Origin of the sequence: uncultured Caulobacter sp., from assembly GCF_947036865.1 — a bacterium.
Taxonomy (GTDB): domain Bacteria; phylum Pseudomonadota; class Alphaproteobacteria; order Caulobacterales; family Caulobacteraceae; genus Caulobacter.
This window is the reverse complement of record NZ_CAMQSF010000015.1, coordinates 37,425-54,398: the sequence shown is the minus strand read 5'-3', so window position 1 is coordinate 54,398 and position 16,974 is coordinate 37,425. Positions and strand designations below refer to the sequence as shown.

Annotated in this window: 18 protein-coding genes; 7 read left to right on the top strand and 11 right to left on the bottom strand. The window is 68.1% G+C overall.

The window, feature by feature from the left end; all coding sequences use genetic code 11:
* Positions 1 to 35: 35 nt before the first annotated feature.
* The 3 genes from alr to Q0V34_RS10650 all read right to left on the bottom strand — a co-directional run bounded on the left by alr (position 36) and on the right by Q0V34_RS10650 (position 2,687).
* Complete coding sequence (alr, locus tag Q0V34_RS10660; RefSeq protein WP_297511509.1) at positions 36 to 1,109, bottom strand: alanine racemase; 1,074 nt, start codon at positions 1,107 to 1,109, stop codon at positions 36 to 38.
* Between the two features lie 39 nt (positions 1,110 to 1,148).
* A complete protein-coding gene (locus Q0V34_RS10655; protein WP_297511507.1) occupies positions 1,149 to 1,835 on the bottom strand; it encodes a MarC family protein in 687 nt (228 codons plus the stop codon).
* Between the two features lie 99 nt (positions 1,836 to 1,934).
* Positions 1,935 to 2,687, bottom strand: coding sequence for an alpha/beta hydrolase (locus tag Q0V34_RS10650; RefSeq protein WP_297511506.1), 753 nt, complete (start codon positions 2,685 to 2,687; stop codon positions 1,935 to 1,937).
* A gap of 331 nt (positions 2,688 to 3,018) precedes the next feature.
* Between Q0V34_RS10650 and Q0V34_RS10645 the strand changes: the two genes are divergently transcribed.
* The gene (locus Q0V34_RS10645) at positions 3,019 to 3,882 is read left to right on the top strand and encodes a LysR family transcriptional regulator (protein WP_297511504.1); all 864 of its coding nucleotides are present in this window, start codon (positions 3,019 to 3,021) and stop codon (positions 3,880 to 3,882) included.
* Positions 3,883 to 3,946: 64 nt separating this feature from the next.
* Here Q0V34_RS10645 and Q0V34_RS10640 read toward each other — a convergent pair whose 3' ends face one another.
* The 5 genes from Q0V34_RS10640 to rpsF all read right to left on the bottom strand — a co-directional run bounded on the left by Q0V34_RS10640 (position 3,947) and on the right by rpsF (position 9,519).
* Complete coding sequence (locus tag Q0V34_RS10640) at positions 3,947 to 5,470, bottom strand: replicative DNA helicase (protein WP_297511502.1); 1,524 nt, start codon at positions 5,468 to 5,470, stop codon at positions 3,947 to 3,949.
* A gap of 193 nt (positions 5,471 to 5,663) precedes the next feature.
* Positions 5,664 to 8,066 (bottom strand): TonB-dependent receptor, encoded by a 2,403-nt coding sequence (locus tag Q0V34_RS10635; protein WP_297511500.1) that lies wholly within the window; start codon positions 8,064 to 8,066, stop codon positions 5,664 to 5,666.
* Positions 8,067 to 8,261: 195 nt separating this feature from the next.
* Entirely contained in the window at positions 8,262 to 8,846 is a 585-nt protein-coding gene (rplI, locus tag Q0V34_RS10630; protein WP_297511498.1) for a 50S ribosomal protein L9, read from the bottom strand.
* 13 nt (positions 8,847 to 8,859) lie between these two features.
* On the bottom strand, positions 8,860 to 9,135 hold the full coding sequence (rpsR, locus tag Q0V34_RS10625; protein WP_297511496.1) for a 30S ribosomal protein S18: 276 nt from the start codon (positions 9,133 to 9,135) through the stop codon (positions 8,860 to 8,862).
* Positions 9,136 to 9,150: 15 nt separating this feature from the next.
* Positions 9,151 to 9,519: a 30S ribosomal protein S6 gene (gene rpsF, locus Q0V34_RS10620; RefSeq protein WP_297511494.1), complete on the bottom strand. Its 369-nt coding sequence runs from the start codon at positions 9,517 to 9,519 to the stop codon at positions 9,151 to 9,153.
* 236 nt (positions 9,520 to 9,755) lie between these two features.
* Here rpsF and Q0V34_RS10615 point away from each other — a divergent pair, with 236 nt between their 5' ends.
* Positions 9,756 to 10,262: a DUF2059 domain-containing protein gene (locus Q0V34_RS10615; protein WP_297511492.1), complete on the top strand. Its 507-nt coding sequence runs from the start codon at positions 9,756 to 9,758 to the stop codon at positions 10,260 to 10,262.
* 44 nt (positions 10,263 to 10,306) lie between these two features.
* Positions 10,307 to 10,981: a hypothetical protein gene (locus tag Q0V34_RS10610; RefSeq protein ID WP_297511490.1), complete on the top strand. Its 675-nt coding sequence runs from the start codon at positions 10,307 to 10,309 to the stop codon at positions 10,979 to 10,981.
* On the opposite strand, the gene Q0V34_RS10605 is transcribed toward Q0V34_RS10610, so the two are convergent.
* From Q0V34_RS10605 to Q0V34_RS10595, 3 genes are all read right to left on the bottom strand, one after another.
* Complete coding sequence (locus Q0V34_RS10605) at positions 10,956 to 11,765, bottom strand: sterol desaturase family protein (protein ID WP_297511488.1); 810 nt, start codon at positions 11,763 to 11,765, stop codon at positions 10,956 to 10,958. The two genes, Q0V34_RS10610 and Q0V34_RS10605, sit on opposite strands and share 26 nt — an antisense overlap.
* 72 nt (positions 11,766 to 11,837) lie before the next feature.
* Complete coding sequence (locus Q0V34_RS10600; RefSeq protein ID WP_297511486.1) at positions 11,838 to 12,941, bottom strand: AraC family transcriptional regulator; 1,104 nt, start codon at positions 12,939 to 12,941, stop codon at positions 11,838 to 11,840.
* A 68-nt stretch (positions 12,942 to 13,009) separates the two neighbouring features.
* The gene (locus Q0V34_RS10595; RefSeq protein ID WP_297511484.1) at positions 13,010 to 13,549 is read right to left on the bottom strand and encodes a peroxiredoxin; all 540 of its coding nucleotides are present in this window, start codon (positions 13,547 to 13,549) and stop codon (positions 13,010 to 13,012) included.
* A 164-nt stretch (positions 13,550 to 13,713) separates the two neighbouring features.
* Between Q0V34_RS10595 and fabD the strand changes: the two genes are divergently transcribed.
* From fabD to Q0V34_RS10575, 4 genes are all read left to right on the top strand, one after another.
* Positions 13,714 to 14,658, top strand: a complete 945-nt coding sequence (fabD, locus tag Q0V34_RS10590) for an ACP S-malonyltransferase (protein WP_297511482.1) — start codon at positions 13,714 to 13,716, stop codon at positions 14,656 to 14,658.
* 135 nt (positions 14,659 to 14,793) lie between these two features.
* On the top strand, positions 14,794 to 15,534 hold the full coding sequence (fabG, locus tag Q0V34_RS10585; RefSeq protein WP_297511480.1) for a 3-oxoacyl-[acyl-carrier-protein] reductase: 741 nt from the start codon (positions 14,794 to 14,796) through the stop codon (positions 15,532 to 15,534).
* Positions 15,535 to 15,576: 42 nt separating this feature from the next.
* Positions 15,577 to 16,440, top strand: coding sequence for a methyltransferase domain-containing protein (locus Q0V34_RS10580; protein WP_297511478.1), 864 nt, complete (start codon positions 15,577 to 15,579; stop codon positions 16,438 to 16,440).
* Positions 16,441 to 16,600: 160 nt separating this feature from the next.
* The gene (locus Q0V34_RS10575; RefSeq protein ID WP_004615098.1) at positions 16,601 to 16,837 is read left to right on the top strand and encodes an acyl carrier protein; all 237 of its coding nucleotides are present in this window, start codon (positions 16,601 to 16,603) and stop codon (positions 16,835 to 16,837) included.
* The last annotated feature ends 137 nt before the right edge of the window (positions 16,838 to 16,974 follow it).

Sequence of the window (16,974 nt, the reverse complement as noted above, 5' to 3'; positions counted from 1 at the left end):
CTGCCGGCCCCCTGCGCCAAAGCCGGACGTGCATCCTAGCGAAGGACGCGGGTGGCTCGGGCCGAGGTTCGCGTCAGCAGCTCATAGGCCGAGGTGCCCGCCGCCTCGGCCGCTTCGTCGACCGGCAGGTGGGGGCCGATGAGCTCGACCATGGCCCCAGGAAGCGCGGCGTCGCAGTCGGTGATGTCGACGGCGATCAGGTCCATCGAGACGCGACCCAGCATCGGGCGCCGCGCGCCGTCGAACCACACGGCGCCCTTGGGGTAGGCCGCGCGCGGCACGCCGTCGGCATAGCCGGCCGCGACGATGGCCACCCGCGTGGTGTCCGGCGCGGTCCAGCCCGCGCCATAGCCGATGCTTTCGCCGCGCGGCACGACCCGCACCTGCAGGATCGGGGCCTCGACCGTGGCGACGGCGCGGATCTCAGGGTGGGGACGCCCTTCCGGTCCGCCGCCATAGAGGCTGATCCCCGGCCGCGCCTGGTCGAAGCGATAGGCTTCGCCGAGGAACAGCCCCGCCGAATTGGCCAGGCTGCGCCGCGCGTCCGGCAGCAGGGCGACCGCCTCCTGAAAGCGCTCGAGTTGGCGCGCGTTCAAAGGATGATCGGGCGTGTCGGCGCAGGCCAGGTGGCTGACCACCAGATCGATCTCCAGGCCCTTCAGACGGTCGACCGCCCCGACCAGCACCTTCAGTTCCTCGAGCCGAAGCCCCAGGCGGTTCATGCCGGTGTCGATGTGCAGGGCCGCCTTCAGCCGGCGTCCGCGCGCGCGGCTGTTCCAGGCCTCGACCTGTGGCAGGCTGTTGAGCACGGGAACCAGGTTCGCGCCCTCCAGCGCGTCGCCAGAGCCCGGCGTCGCGCCGTCCAGTACGTGGATCGTCGCCGCCCGATCGCCCAGCGCCGCGCGCAGCGCCACGCCCTCGGAGAGCCGCGCGACATAGAAGCTCCGCGCGCCCTCGGCCCACAGCCGATCGGCGACCGCCGCGGCGCCGAGCCCGTAGCCGTTGGCCTTCACCGCCGGCGCCACCTCGGCCCCGCCGGCCCGCGCGCGCAGCGCCGCGTGGTTGGCGGCCAGGGCGTCGAGATCAACGAGGATGCGACTGTCGGTCATGGGGCCGACCTAGCGGACCCCGGCGGGCCGTTCAATGGCCTAGCCGTGATGCGCCGCCAGGAACCGCGCCACCAGGTTCTCGGCGCCCGACGCGATGATCTGGACGCCGATGCACAGCAAGAGGAACGCCACCAGGCGCGACAGCACCCGCGCGCCGGCGGGCCCCAACAGGCGCATCACGCGCTCGGAGGCGCTGTAGAGCAGCCAGACCATGATCGCGACCAGGGCGGCGGCCAGGCCCGCGCCGATGAAGAACGGCGCGACGGCGTCGCCCTCGGTGGGGCGTTGCGAGGAGAGGGCGATCGCCACCGAGATCGAGCCCGGTCCCGTCGTGAACGGCATGGTGAGGGGAAAGAACGCCACGTCCTCGTGGGTCTGGGCCGGTTCGGTCTGGCTGGTCTTGCGCTCCTCGTTCTCCTGCGGGTCCATCAGGAGGCCCCAGGCGCGGATGGCCACGACCAGGCCGCCGGCCACCCGCAGGGCGCCCAGGCTGACGCCGAAGAAGTTCAGGATGTAGCCGCCCAGCAGCAGCGACCCCAGGAGCACCAGGAAGGCGTAGAAGCCGATCTGGCGCGCCAGCTTCAGCCGCTCCAAGCGCGGTCGTCCTCCCATCGCCTGATGGAAGATCAGCGACGCCCCGACCGGATTGACGATCGAGAACAGCGCCGGGAACGCCAACAGGAAGGCGCCGACCAGGCTGGAGGTGGGCAGGGGGCCGAAATCCATGCGACTCGTCTGGGCTAGGGGAGACTTTAAGCGTGGCCCGAGGCGGCGGGGCTCGTCAAACCGTTCGTCCCAAGGCGCGATCCGCAATGTCGGCGTCGCTCACGCCGAAAGCATCCCGATCGTCCGCAGCCATGTCTCGACCAACCGAGGCCACGCGGATACGGGAAGCTTCTTCTCCCGCAGGCCGAAGGCATGGCCGCCTTGGGCGTAGGCGTGCAGTTCGACCGGAACGCCCGCCTTCTTCAATCCCATATAGTAGCTGAGCGCGTCCTCGACCCTGTCCACGGGGTCGTCCTCGTTCTGCAACAAGAAGGTCGGCGGCGTGCGGCGCGTGATGGCTTTCTCGATATTGGGATTGAGCGCGATGCTGTTCTTGGCCATCGCCAGGTGCCCTGGATAGACGGCGATGGCGAAGTCCGGGCGGGCGCTTTGTCGGTCGGCCGCGTCCACGGGCGCATAGAGGCGATCGTCGAAATGGGTGCTGGCCTCGGCGGCCAGATACCCGCCGGCGGAGAACCCGATCACCCCGATCTTGCGCGGATCGATCTTCCACTCGGCGGCCCGAGCCCGCGTCAGCCGCACGGTCCGCAGCACGTCCTGCAGCGACGGTGTCGAAATCTCCTTATTCTGCGGGCGGCAGCGGCACTGCCAGCGGTACGGGATGCTCGGCACGCGGTATTTGAGCAGCACGCAGGTGACTCCCTTGGAGGTCAGCCAGTCGCAGATCTCCGTGCCTTCCAGATCCATGGCCAGCAGCTGAAAGCCGCCGCCGGGGATGACGATGACCGCGGCGCCGCTGTTCACGCCCTTGGGCGAATAGACCGTCATCGTCGGCCGGGTGACGTTGGTCACGCCCCCATCCTTCGCGGTCTCCGGCCCTGGGACAGGCGATAGGCCTGGGGCCGCTCCCGGCCAGATCAGCGTCTGGCTGTGGCCGGGAGACGGCCGCCAAGCGGCCGGCGCGGTGTCAGGCGTCGCCGCCCGCGCCGCCGAGGCGAGAAGCAGCGCGGCCAAGGCCGCGGCGCGAACAACTCTCATGATGTTCCCCTAAGACGTGACCAAGGCGCCCGCGACACATCGTTTTTCCTCATGTCGGGACGACGCGTTAGAGGGTCATCGCAGCACGTCCGCGTCGCAAGCGATCAAAATTGGCGATAGCAATAAAACGAACTAATGCTTTCTGATGGAAAGATCGCGGCTGCCGCTCAACGCCCTGCGCGCCTTCGAGGCGGCCGCGCGGCACCTCAATGTGACGCGCGCCGCGCTGGAGCTGCGCGTCACCCAGGCCGCCGTCAGCCACCACATCAAGCTGCTGGAAGATCAGCTCGGCGCGCTGCTGTTCCGCCGGCTGCCTCGGGGCCTCGCCCTGACCGACGAAGGCGCCGCCCTCGCGCCCATCGTCAGCGACACCCTCGATCGCCTGACCGCCACGCTCGACCGCTTCGCGGGCGGACGTCTTCAGGAGACCGTCAGCATCGGCGTCGTCGCAAGCTTCGCCACCGGATGGTTGCTGCCGCGCCTGCCCGATTTCACCGCGCTCCACCCCGGCGTCGACCTTCGGATCATGACCAACAACAACCGGGTGGACCTCGCGGGCGAAGGGCTGGACCTAGCGATCCGCTACGGCGACGGCGCCTGGCACGGAACCGACGCCGTTTCAATCCTAGAAGCGCCGCTGACGCCGCTGTGCGCGCCGAGCCTGGCGCGGCGGTTGCGGACGCCGGCCGACCTGCCAAGAGAGATCCTGCTGCGGTCCTATCGTCGCGACGAATGGAAGGTCTGGTTCGACGCCGCCGGCCTGACCCTACCGGCGATTCGGGGCCCGGTGTTCGACGCCTCGTCCAGCCTAGCGGCAGCGGCGGCGAGCGGCCTGGGCGTCGCCCTGCTGCCCGCTCGGTTGTTCGAGCAGGACCTCGCGAGCGGCCGACTGGCTCAGCCCTTCGGTCTTAGCGTCGACGCCGGCCGCTATTGGCTTACCCGACTGAAATCACGCCCCGAAACGCCGGCGATGGCGGCGGTGAGGCAATGGCTTCAGGACGGCGGCTGACTCGATGATGAGGCTGTTTGGTTTCAGAGGACCAGGGCCAAGCGCCGCTCCCCGAACGCCGCCTTCACTCGCTGGACGGAATGTTCCGCGCCTGGGCGAAATAGTGGTCCTTGGCCAGGTTGCCGAAGCGGGTGGTGTCGCTGTTGAACGACAGGCGCACGGTGCCGATCGGGCCGTGGCGCTGCTTGGCGATGATCACCTCGGCCAGGCCCTGCAGGCGATCCATCTCCTCCTGCCAGGTCAGGTGCTCGGGCGTGCCCTCGCGCGGCTCGGCGCGGCCCACATAGTAGGCCTCGCGATAGACGAACCACACCATGTCGGCGTCCTGCTCGATCGAGCCGGACTCGCGAAGGTCCGACAGCTGCGGCCGCTTGTCCTCGCGGGCTTCAACCTGACGCGACAGCTGCGACAGCGCGATGACCGGGCAGGAGAGCTCCTTGGCCAGGGCCTTCAGCCCCATGGTGATCTGCGAGACCTCCTGCACGCGGTTGGCGTTGGCCCCGAGGTCGGAGCCGGTGACCAGCTGCAGGTAGTCGACAACGATCAGGTCCAAGCCCACCTGCCGCTTCAGGCGACGCGCGCGGGCGGTCAGCTTGGCGATCGAGATGCCGCCGGTGGCGTCGATATAGAGCGGCGCTTCCTGCAGCTCCATGGCCGCGTCGCGCACCCGGCCGAACTCGCTGGCGTCGATCTCGCCCTTGCGGAGGCGGTCGCCCGACACGCCCGAGGCGTCGGCCAGCATACGCAGGGCCAGCTGCTCGGCGCTCATTTCCAGCGAGTAGAAGGCCACCACGCCGCCCTGGACGGTCTTCTTCGTGCCGTCCGGCTGGATCTCGTAGGCGTACTTCTTGGCGATGTTGAAGGCGATGTTCGTCGCCAGGGCGGTCTTGCCCATCGACGGGCGGCCGGCCAGGACGATCAGGTCGGAGGGGTGCAGGCCGCCGATCTTCTGGTCGAGGTCGATCAGGTCGGTGGCCACGCCCGACATGCCGCCGTCGCGGCTGTAGGCCTCGGCGGTCATCTCGACCGCGCCGCGCAGGGCGTCGCCGAACGAGACGAAGCCCGACGAGGCCGCGCCGCTTTCGGCCAGGCTGTAGAGCTGCTGTTCGGCGGCCTCGATCTGGTCGCGGGCGGCGCGCTTCTCGTCGCCGCCGCCCTGGGCCGCAGTGGCGATGTCGCCGCCGATGCGGATCAGTTCGCGGCGCAGCGACAGATCAAAGATCACCCGGGCGTAGTCGCCGACATTGGCCGCCGGCGGCGCGCGGTCGACGAGGTCGGCCAGGTAGCGCAGGCCGCCCAGCTCCTCGAACGCGGGGTCCTTCTTGAACTCGTCGGCCAGCAGGATCGGCTCGGCCAGCTGGCCCTTGCGGACGTGGGTCTCGATCGCCTGGAACAGGCGCTGGTGGAAGGGCTCGTAGAAGCAGCGGGCCTGCAGGTTGTCGCTCAGCCGCTCATAGGCGGCGTTGTCGTACAGCAGGATGCCGAGCAGGGCCTGTTCGGCCTCCATGTTGTGCGGCGCCACGTTGATCGTGGGCTCGGGAGGGGCAGGCGAAATCAGATCGAGCGCGGGTACGAGGGACATCGGCATAAGTTAACGCGACGGGCGGGCGGAGGCTTGGGTCAGATCAACGCGGGGGTCAGATGAACGGGGATATTCTGTGTATGTTCTCGCCGCCGCCGCGCGCAAGCGCCGGGGCGCCTGCCTGCGTCCGCTTCTGACGCAAAAGGGCCCGGAGTTGTGCTCCGGGCCCCCGCTTTTCACGTGGTTTTCGTCCGCGGTCCTACCAGTTGTAGGCCAGACGCGTGTAGAGGAACCGGCCGTTGAAGCCGAACGGCGAGAAGCTCGAGAAGGCGGTGACGCCGGTCGTGTTCACCGCCGCCGGCGCCTTGTTCGGATAGGTGTCGAACAGGTTGCTGACGCCCACCGCCCAGGTGACGTTCCGGGCGAACGCGTAGCGGCCCTCGAGATCCCAGATCGACTTGGCGCCGGTGCGGTAGTCCAGCGTCTGGTTCGAGTTCGGAACCAGCACCGAGCCGTAATAGGCGCCCTTCAGGGTGGCGCTGAAGGGACCCTTCGACCAATCGCTGCTGGCCACGAACTTCTTGTCCGGCGTGCCTTGCTCGAAGATCGCGACATTGACGCGCGAGAACAGGGCTGGAGGGACGGGCAGGGACGAGATCGTGCTGGTGGTGGGCACGCGCTCGACCTTGGTGTCGTTGAAGTTCGCCGCCAGAGTGAAGTCGAAGCGGCCGGCCGCCTCGCTGTCCAGGCGGTAGCGGCCGACGACGTCGACGCCCTTGGTCTTGGTGTCGACGCCATTGATGAAGAACCGCGCCGTGGTCACGCCGAACGGCTGCAGCAGACGGTAGATCGCCTGCTGGGTCGCCGTGCCGGTGGCCGAGCCCTGGATGTTCTCCGACAGAACGATCCGGTTGTTCAGATCGATCTGGTAGGCGTCCACCGTCAGCTCGAACGGACCTTTGTGGAAGACCGCGCCCAGCGAGTAGTTCTTGGACTTTTCCGGCTCCAGCGGCTTGGCGCCCAGGGCGCTGGCCGTGGCGCTGGTGGCCGGGAAGGTGCCGACGTCCACCGCCGCCCCGCCGATGATGTTGATCGAGGTGGTGGTGAAATACTGCTGCTGCAGGGCCGGGGCGCGGAAGCCCGACGAATAGGCCCCGCGGATGGCGAAGCTGTCGGTCAGGTCATAGCGCGCGGCGATCTTGCCGGTCGTGGTCGAGCCGAAGTCCGAATAGTCCTCGTAGCGGACGGCCAGATCGACGTCGAACTTGTCGGTGATCTGGTTGTCCAGGTCGGCGTAGAGGCTCTTGGAATTCCGGCCGACGTCCACCTCGTTGGACGGCCGGAAGCCCGGGAAGCCCTGCGCGCCCGCGCCCTTGCCGTTGCCGCCATTGGTCCAGGAGGCCGTCTCGCCAGCCCGGATCCTGTAGCTCTCGTCACGGTACTCGGCGCCGAAGGCCAGGGTGCTGGGCTTGGCGAAATGGAACAGCTCGAGCGGGCGGGTGAAGTCGAGGCTCGCCACCCACTGGCCGTACTGCATCGACCCGTCCTTGAACGCGGTCGGCGAGCTCGGGCCGAGCGAGGCGTTGAGGGAGTTGATGGTGCCGTAGGCGACCTTGTTGTTCCCGTAGTTCACCGAAGCGTCGACCGTGAAGCCGGCCACATCGCCCTTGGCGCCGAGCGCCAGGTTGTAGTCGTCGATGTCGGTGGTGATCTTCGGCACGTAGCCGTTCGGGTAGACGGATGTGTAGTTGTTGGCGTTGTCGGCCAGGCGCGGGAAGGCGGCGCTCTCGCCCTTGCGGTTCTGGTAGCCGGCCAGGCCGTACAGCTTCCAGGAGTCGTTCAGCGGCAGGCCGAAGTTGGCGTAAAGCGTCTTGGTCTCGACCTGGGGGTCGCCGAAGATGCCCGTGACCTTGTTGGGCGTGACGCGCGGGTCGAGGTCGGCGCGGTTGGTCGGGTTGCGGTACGAATACTCGCCCGTCACGGTCAGGAAGCCGTCGTTGGGCAGCGCGAAGCCTTGCCAGACCGAGGCGCTGTAGACCGGGCCGTCGTGCGCCGTGCGGCCGTCGGGATTGCGGGTGGTCTTCACCTTGGTGTTGTAGACGCCGTAGGTGGCGGTCGCGCCGCCGCCGCTGCTGGCTTCACGAAGGCGCAGGTTGATGACGCCGGCGATGGCGTCCGAGCCGTACTGAGCCGCCGCGCCTTCGCGCAGGATCTCGACGCTGGACAGGGCCGCCGTCGGAATGGTGTTCAGGTCGAACGGCGCCGAGCCGCGGCCGATCGAGCCGTTGATGTTGACCAGCGCCGAGGTGTGGGCGCGGTGGCCGTTCAGCAGGACCAGGGTCTGGTCGGGAGCCAGGCCGCGCAGGGTCGCCGGACGCACCGAGTCGGTGCCGTCGGTCACGGCCGGGCGCGGGAAGTCGATCGACGGCGCCAGATTGGCCAGGGCCTGGGCCAGTTCCGGCGTGCCCTGGCGGGTCAGCGACTTGCTGTCGACCACGTCGACCGGCGAAACGGTTTCGAGGCGCGAGCGCGCCACGCGGGTGCCGGTGACGACCACCTGTTCGACCGCGGTGGTGTCGCCAGCCGGCGCCGTCTGGGCGTGGGCCGTGGCGGAAAAGGCCGTCAGCGATGCCGCGGCCAGAAGCAAGCTCTTGTAGTTCATGCGAAATCCCCTGTTGTGACCAGGGCGACGACACGTGCGCGCGGCCCCGGGGCGGGGGTCTTCAGCGCCCCCGACCGTTACATGGGCGCTCGTCACAAAACCTACAAGCTGAGCATTTCTATAGCAGCGATGCAGAAAAAAACGGCGCGGATCGCTCCGCGCCGTTCTCTGGAAACCGTAAGGTCCCTGACGGGATCAGGCTTCGGCGTAGTCGCCTTCCTGCGAGCCGGCGCCGCCTTCCAGGAGGTCCTGGGCGGCTTCGGCCTCGGCCAGACGCTCTTCCTCGAACTGCGAGGCGATGACGTTCTCGCCGCGCGCTTGGCGTTCGGCTTCGTCCTGGCTGCGCGCGATGTTGAGGGTGACCGTGATGGTCACTTCGGCGTGCAGCTTCACCTTCACTTCGTGGACGCCGAGCGTCTTGATCGGCTTGTCCAGGACGACCATCGAACGGTCGACCTTGCCGCCTTCGGCCTTGATGGCGTCGGCGACGTCGCGACCGGCGACCGAACCGTACAGCTGGCCGCTTTCGCCGGCCTGACGGATCAGGACGTATTGCGTGCCGTCCAGCGACTCGCCGTTCTTGGCGGCGGCTTCGCGGTTCTTGACGTTGCGGGCTTCGATCTCAGCGCGCTGAGCGTCGAAGGCGTCCAGGTTCGCCTTGGTGGCGCGCAGGGCCTTGTGGCGCGGCAGCAGGAAGTTACGGGCGAAGCCGTCCTTCACCGTGACCACGTCGCCGAGGACGCCGGTGCCTTCAACGCGTTCGAGCAGAATGACTTTCATCGTGGCGTCTCCCTTACTTCACGACGTAGGGGAGCAGAGCCAGGAAGCGGGCGCGCTTGATGGCCTTGGCCAGTTCGCGTTGCTTCTTGGCCGACACCGCGGTGATGCGCGACGGCACGATCTTGCCGCGCTCGGAAACGTAGCGCTGCAGGAGCTTGACGTCCTTGTAGTCGATCTTCGGCGCGTTGGCGCCCGAGAACGGGCACACCTTGCGGCGGCGGAAGAACGGGCGGCGGGCGCCGCCGGCGGCGGCCGGCGCGCCGGCTTCGGGAGCAGTCGTATCGGTCATGATCTCTCTTCTCCCTTACGCCGCGAACTCGTCGCGCGGACGCTCGGGGCGGTCGCCGCGATCGCGACGGGCCAGCACCGGCGACAGCTCGAGGTCCAGCTCTTCCACGCGGATGGTCATGAAGCGCAGCACATCTTCGTTGATGAGCAGCTGGCGCTCCATTTCCTTCACGGCCGGCGCCGGGGCGTCGATCGCGAGCAGGGAGTAGTGGCCCTTGCGGTTCTTCTTGATGCGGTAGGTGAGGTTACGCAGGCCCCAGTACTCGATCTTGGCGATGTGACCGCCATTCTCTTCGATCAGGGCTTTGAGTTGCTCGTTCAGAGCTTCGGCCTGTTGCGGCGAGATGTCCTGCCGCGCGATGACCACGTGTTCGTAGAATGCCATGTTTTCCTTCTTCCGTTGTGGAAGGCGGCGCGGGCGACGACGGAAGTCCGTCGACCACGATGGATCCTGCGCGCCGAGCGGGGAAATCCCCGGTCCCGGATGGGTGCGTGCAAGACCGCCTTCCGTGAGAACGCGCGCTACTACAGGAGACGGCGGCGAAAGGCAAGGAAGCTTTGGTCTTGCCGCTTGAGGTTGAGCCCCGGTAAAGCTTGCGACAGCTCATGGGAGACGGGGTGATGCGGAAGATCCTGACGTGCTTCGCGCTGGCGTGCGCCTTGGTCGCCTCGACCGCTCACGCTGAGCCCTCGGCCAAGGCGCTCGCCCTGACGCGCCGCATGGTGGCGGCCATGCATATCGAGGAGACCATGACGCCGGTCATGCGCTCGATCGTCGCCCAGGAATACCAGATGGCCGTGGCGCAGGAGAAGGGCCTGACCGAGCAGCAGCGCTCGCAGCTAAGCGGCGCGATGATCGAGACCATGGACGAGATCCTGGCCGGCGGCCTGATGAGCGACATCATGGAGAAGCTCGTCCCGGCCTATGCGGCGGTCTACACGGAGGACGAGCTCCAGGCGCTGGTGGACTTCTATGAGAGCCCGATCGGCCAGCGGGTCTTGCGCAAGATGCCTCAGCTGGGTCCGGCGGCGACCAAGGCGATGGCCGAGATCACGCCGAAGCTGCAGGCCGAGATGACCGAGAGGCTCACCAAGAAGCTCGAGGGCCTCAAGGCGCTGGGCAAATAGTCGGCCGTCTTGCCGTTGTATGTGCTTATGGTAGGAAGGCCGGGATGAAGGGCGGCGCTCTGATTGCTTGCGGGATTCTGACGGCCGTGGCGCTGGGCGGGGTCGCGCGCGCCGAGCTCGTCCAGAAGCCGGCCATGTCGGTCTCGGCCAAGAACGGCCGCTTCGCCGGCTATTCGGCGGCGCTGCCGCTGGATCTCTCCACCGACACCGAGAGCGTGACCCTGACGGCCAAGTCGTCGGGCGCGCTCCAGAACCCGACCTACGACCTCGACCTGCGTCTGCTGGAAAAGCCCGACGAGGACCGCGTGGGCCAGCGCTCGCTGGCGCTGGGCGCGTCGTGGAACGCGCGCGAGGCCAAGCTGCGCTCATCGATGTCGCGGATGTTCGGCTTTGGCCTGACGCCGCGCGCCAGCTATGTGCGCCTATCGATGGACGTCGACGCGAGCCAGCCGATCGCCATCGCCGGCAAGCCCCCCGTGGCCCGCGCCAACCTCCGCTCGTCCCTGACCCTGGAAGGTCGGCCGATCGGCTCGATCGCCTTGGGCGGCGGTTCGACGGGGGACGAGGGGCTGGATCTATCCCTGACCCGCCCCTTCGACCTGCCCGCCGAAGTCACGGTCAGCGTGCGGGTCGCCGCCGCGCGAAGCATGGACTCGCGCGACGAGTGGCGACTCCGCGACGCCCGCGCCATGGTCAAGCTGGTGAAGGCGAACTGGTAGCGGCCAGCTTGCGGTCCTTCCGCGCGACGACGGCCGCGAAGCGATCCAGATACGCCGGGTGCTCGGTGCCCATCAGCTTGTCCCACCAGGTGAAATAGAGGCCGTAGTTCCAGCCGGCCTGGGCGTGATGCAGGTCATGGTGCGTCACGGTGGTCAGGAACGGGATCAGCGGCCGGCCGTCCTTGCGGGCGGGGAACAGCTCGTAGCCCGAGTGGCCGATCGTGTTGCGGACGATCTGGTGCAGCATGAAGATCCCGACGACCGGCCACTGGGTCGGGACCAGGATCATCCATAGCGGCACGAAGATCCCGTTGATCAAGGCCTCGCCCAGATCGAAGCTGTAGGCCGTGAACGGCGAGGGATTGTTCGACCGGTGATGCCGCCGGTGGAAGGTCCGGAACAGCCGCCGGTCGTGGATCAGCCGGTGGGTCCAGTAGAACCAGGCGTCGTGGGCGACGATCATCAGGACAAGGCTCGTCCAGAACCACATCGGTCCCCAGCTCTTGGCGATCAAGGGGCCGGGCAACCAGCCGGCGCGGAACAGGGCGAAGGTCAGAAGACCCACCGTCGAGAAGATCGCGATCGAGCGGATCGACGTCAGGAACTCGATCAGCAACTGGCGGGCCGGCGGGCGGCTGTCGCGGATCTTGCGTCCGGCCAGGGGCGCGGCCAGCACGACCCACAGGGTCAGCCAGACGCCGACCGAGAAGATCACGTAGCGGGTGACGTCGATCTGCATGCCGCCCAGCCAGTGTCGGGCGAAGGCGAGAAGGGTGTCGAGCATGAGGGGCTCCTGGAGGTAAGAGACCCGGTCAGGAATAGGACGGGCCCTCCGCGCGTCTCGCCGAAGGTGAAATCACGCCGACTTGCCCGATTTCGGCGCGCCTTCGCGGGTTTCGATAAGCCTCAGGCGCGGATGCGCCGGGGTCGCCTGCTGCCGCCAAGCCGTGGGCGTGACGCCGGCGGCGGCGCGGAAGGCGCGGTTGAACGGGCCGAGCGAAGCAAAGCCCAGTTCGTAGGCGATGGTCGAGACCGACTTCAGCGCCTGTTCGGGATCGGCCAGCGCGATCTTGGCCGCCTCGATCCGCCGGCCATTGACGTAGTCGGCGAAGTTGCGGTGGCCCAGCGTGCCGTTGATCAGCTTGCGCAGCCGGTGTTCCGGCGCGCCGACCAGGGCGGCCAGGGTCCCGATCGAGAGGTCCTCGCCGCGCCAGACCTCGGTCTCGTTCATCGCCTTGTCGAGGCGCGCCAGCACCAGGCGGTCGGCGGGGGTGAGGTCGAGAGGCGTGTCGATGGGCTTGGCTGTATCAAGAGCGGGCCCGGCCGGCGCCGCCATCAACAGCGGTTCGGCGCGCAGGAAGGCCAGGGCCGAGCCAAGGCCCAGCCCCGCCATCACTAGCGCCTGCATCAGCGGCGGCAGGGGCGGGTGGCCCAGGACGCCGAAATTGCACAGGGTCTGGATCAGCATATAGCCAGCGGCCGCGGCGGCGAGGGGGGCGCGCAGCCGTCGCCGCTGGTCGACCAGATCGCTGCGCCAGCCGCGCCAGGCGGTCAGCAGGATGTGGCCGACCAGGCCGGCCGAAAGCAGGGCGTAGGCTTGCCAGATCGGCATCCGCGCCGGGGTGTCGCGAAGGGCCACGGCGGCCGCCCACAGCGCCAGGCAGGCGGCCGGGGCCGCGTAGCGCCAGGCCGGGATCGCGGGCTCGTCCTCGAACAGCACCGCGCAGAACAGCCACAGCACACCTGGCGCGCAGACCGAAAGGGCCCAGAGGAGGGTGAAGGGGTGGCGTCCGCCATAGGCGCTCTCCACCCCGTGGGCCACCGCGCAGACGAACAGAGCCACACCAGTCCAGCGCGCGGGCGTCAGTCGGCGGCTGGCGGCCATGGCTATGCCGGTCGCGGCGAAGGCGCCTATGGCGACGCCCCGCGCGATGGTCTCAAGGTCGATAGGATCGGTCATGCCCGATCATGAGCGCCAGCGCGCGCGAGCCTCAACCCGCGCGGCTGGTCGAAAACGCAAAAGGCTGGCTACTTCGTCTTGCCGGCCTTGAACGCCTTCACCGCGTCCATGGTCTGGGTGACGTGGCCCTGGAAGTTGCCGTCGGTGTAGCTGAGCAGGATCTTGTGATCCGGGGCGATCACGTACGAGGTGCGGTTCGACCAGTCCGGCTTCACCATCAGCGCCACGTCATAGGTCTTGATCAGCGCCTTGTCGGCGGCGGCCACCGCGAACTTGTCGCGGCAGTGCTCCTTGGAGAAGTCCTTGATCCGGTCGACATTGCCGGCGGTGACGCCGATCACCGTGGCGCCCAGCTTCTCGAACTCCGGCGTGGCCTCGGCGAACTCGTGGGCCTCGGCCGTGCAGCCCGAGGTGTAGGCGGCGGGGAAGAAGTACAGCACCACCGGACCCTTCTTCAGGGCCTTGGCCAGGTTGAAGTCGAAATCCTTGCCGGCCAGGGCGGCCTTGGCCGAGAAGTCGGGCGCCTTGTCGCCGACCTTCAGGGCGGCGAAGGCGGGGGAGGCGGCCGCGAGGGCCAGGGCGGCGGTGGCGGCAAGAACGGTCTTCATCGCGCGTCTCCAGAGGCAATGGATGGCTTCGATACGGGATCGCGGGCACTTTGGACGCGGTGACGCTGATTGCAAGCCCTGGCCGCGAACCGGCGCCCTTGCCGGGAAAGAGCCTTTCCCCTAACCCTCGCGGCCCTGAATCTAAAAACACGGAGCGGGCTTCGATGAGCATCGCCTTCATTTTCCCCGGACAGGGCAGCCAGGCGGTCGGCATGGGCGTCGATCTGGCCGAGGCGTTCGGCGCGGCGCGCGAGGTCTTCCAGGAGGTCGACGACGCCCTGGGTCAGAAGCTGTTCGCCCTGATGAAGGACGGTCCCGAAGGCGACCTCACCCTGACCGAGAACGCCCAGCCGGCCCTGATGGCCGTCAGCCTGGCCGTGACCCGCACGCTCGAAAAGGAGTTCGGCGTCGGGATCGACAAGGCCGCCTTCGTCGCGGGCCACTCGCTGGGCGAATATTCGGCCCTGGCCGCCGCCGGCGCCCTCAGCCTGTCGGACACCGCGCGCCTGCTGAAGCTGCGCGGCCAGGCCATGCAGCGCGCCGTGCCGGTGGGCGAGGGGGCCATGGCCTCGCTGATCGGCCCCAAGACCGATCTGGCCCTGGCCGAAGCCGCCGCCCAGGCGGGCTCGGAGGTCGGGGTCTGCGTCGTCGCCAACGACAACAACAACGGCAATGTCGTGATCTCCGGCGCCAAGGCCGCCGTCGACAAGGCCATCGAGAAGGCCAAGGAACTGGGCGCGCGGGCCATCCCGCTGAACGTTTCGGCCCCCTTCCACTGCCCGCTGATGCGGCCGGCCGCCGACGAGATGGCGGAAGCCCTGGCCAAGACTACGATCGTCGCCCCGCGCGCCCCGCTGGTCGCCAATGTCACCGCCGCGCCGGTCCATGACCCGGACGTCATCCGCGAGCTGCTGGTCGAGCAGGTCACCGGCCGCGTCCGCTGGCGCGAGAGCATGGCCTGGCTGGCCGGCGAGGGCGGCGTCACCCGCTTCGCCGAGGCCGGCGCCGGCAAGGTGCTGTCGGGCATGGCCAAGCGCATCGCGCCCGACGCCGAGGCGGTTCCGCTGAACACGCCCGCCGACCTCGAAGCGTTCGCCAAGTCGCTGTAGACGTCGCGCGACGCCCTCGCCCTTCGACAGGCTCAGGGTGAGGGCCATGGCCCGGCGGCTCGTCCGAAAGCCTCATCCTGAGCTTGTCGAAGGACGAGGATTTCACCCACCTTCCTCCGAAATGGAGATCTCGGAATGTTCGACCTCACCGGCAAGACCGCCCTCGTCACCGGCGCCACCGGCGGTATCGGCGGCGCCATCGCCCGCGCCTTGCACGCCCAGGGCGCCCACGTGGTCCTCTCGGGCACCCGCGAAGCCGCCCTGGCCGAGCTGAAGGCCGAACTCGGCGAACGCGCCTCGACCGTCGTGGCCAATCTCTCGGACGCCGAGCAGGTCGACGGCCTGGTCGCCAAGGCCGAGGAAGCCGCCGGCGCGCCGCTGGACATCGTCATCGCCAATGCCGGGGTCACCCGCGACGGCCTGATCGTCCGCATGAAGGACGAGGACTGGGAGACGGTGATCAAGGTCAATCTGGAAGGTTATTTCCGCCTGGCCCGCGCCGCCGCCAAGGGCATGATGAAGCGCCGCGCCGGGCGCATCATCGGCATCACGTCGGTGGTCGGCGTCACCGGCAATCCGGGCCAGACCAACTATGCCGCCTCGAAGGCCGGCATGATCGGCTTTTCCAAGGCCTTGGCTCAAGAGCTGGCCAGCCGCGGCGTCACGGTCAACTGCGTCGCGCCGGGCTTCATCGCTAGCCCGATGACCGACGCCCTGAACGAGCAGCAGAAGGCCGGCATCCTGTCGACCATTCCCGCCGGCAAGCTGGGCGAGGGCGCAGACATCGCCGCCGCCTGCGTCTATCTCGCCAGCGACCAGGCCGGCTATGTCACGGGCCAGACCTTGCACGTCAATGGCGGCATGGCCATGATCTGACCCGGGCGCACGGATCGCGCGGCGCGCCTTCTGGAGCGCCGAATGCCGTCTGTGGTGCCTTGGTTTGGACGATCCGCCCGCGAGACCGCGCGGGCGGAGGATGCGGTCGCTCAAGAGACCCGCGCCCTGGCCGCGCGGCTCGAGAAACTGGAAGCGCAGGTCGTCATGACCGAGCGCTATTTCACGGAAGCCTTCTGGACCGCGCTCGACGCCGCCTACGAGGCGATCCTCCCCGAGCGGGTCCTCGCCTGCATCGTCTGCGGCCGTCAGGGCCGACGGGACGCCTTCGAGGTTCGCGTCGATCACTGCCTGTTCGGCGGCGGCAGGCTCGAACGGTACGTCTGTCCCGACTGCGACTGCGTCTTCGGACCCCAGAAGTATCTGGATCTGGGCGAGGCCTTCGTCGGCCGCGACTATCAGGTGCTCTATTCACGCTATTCCGAGGCCGACTCCACGGCCCGGGAGCTGCGCGCGTTCCGGTCCCTGGAGCCCGAGAAGTCCGGTCGCTATCTGGACTGGGGGGCCGGCGGCGGATGGAATCGCACGCTCGAGACCCTGCGCGCCGAAGGCTGGGACGTCGCCGGACACGAGCCGCACGCGCTGGAGCCCGATCCCTCGCGGCCGCCGCTGACCGGCGGCGCGTTCGACGGTCTGTTCTCGAACAATGTCATCGAGCATTTCCGCGACCCGATCACGCAGTTCCAGCAGTTTCACTGGCTGTTGAAGCCAGGCGGCAAGATGGCTCACGCTTCGCCCTGCTACGACTACTGCTTCGCCTACACCCGATTTCACACGGTATTTCTGCTGGGCCGCTCCCCATTTGTTTTGGCGGAGCGAACCGGGTTCGCCGTTGTTGCCGACGAGCGTGACGGCCAATACATCAATTACGTCTTTCAACGCCTGTGAAACGGCGGTTCGCCGCCGGTCTCCGGCGACCCGGCGGGCGGCGGGCTCCGGCGCCGCTGGTCACCCGAAAAAGAACGTGATAGGCGGTGGCCGACGAACCATCGACGACCTCCGCGAGAGGCGTCGGGTTTAAGAATTTGATCAAGAGGGACTGAACAGAATGTCCGACATTCTCGAGCGCGTGCGTAAGATCGTCATCGAGCATCTGGATGCCGATCCCGAGAAGGTCACCGAGAAGGCTTCCTTCATCGACGACCTGGGCGCCGACAGCCTCGACAACGTCGAGCTGGTGATGGCGTTCGAAGAAGAATTCGACATCGAAATCCCGGACGACGCCGCCGAGCACATCCAGACGGTCGGCGACGCCGTGAAGTTCATCACGGAAAAGACCGCCTAAGAGGCGCGGTTCGCACTCCATTGGCGAACCGATCTTATCCGCCGCGCCGCACGGGCTCTTGCCATCGTGCGCGCGGCGGTTTTCGTTTGAGGCCAAGATTCGCGGCTGGCGCTGGCGCGGGGAAATGCCCACGTACC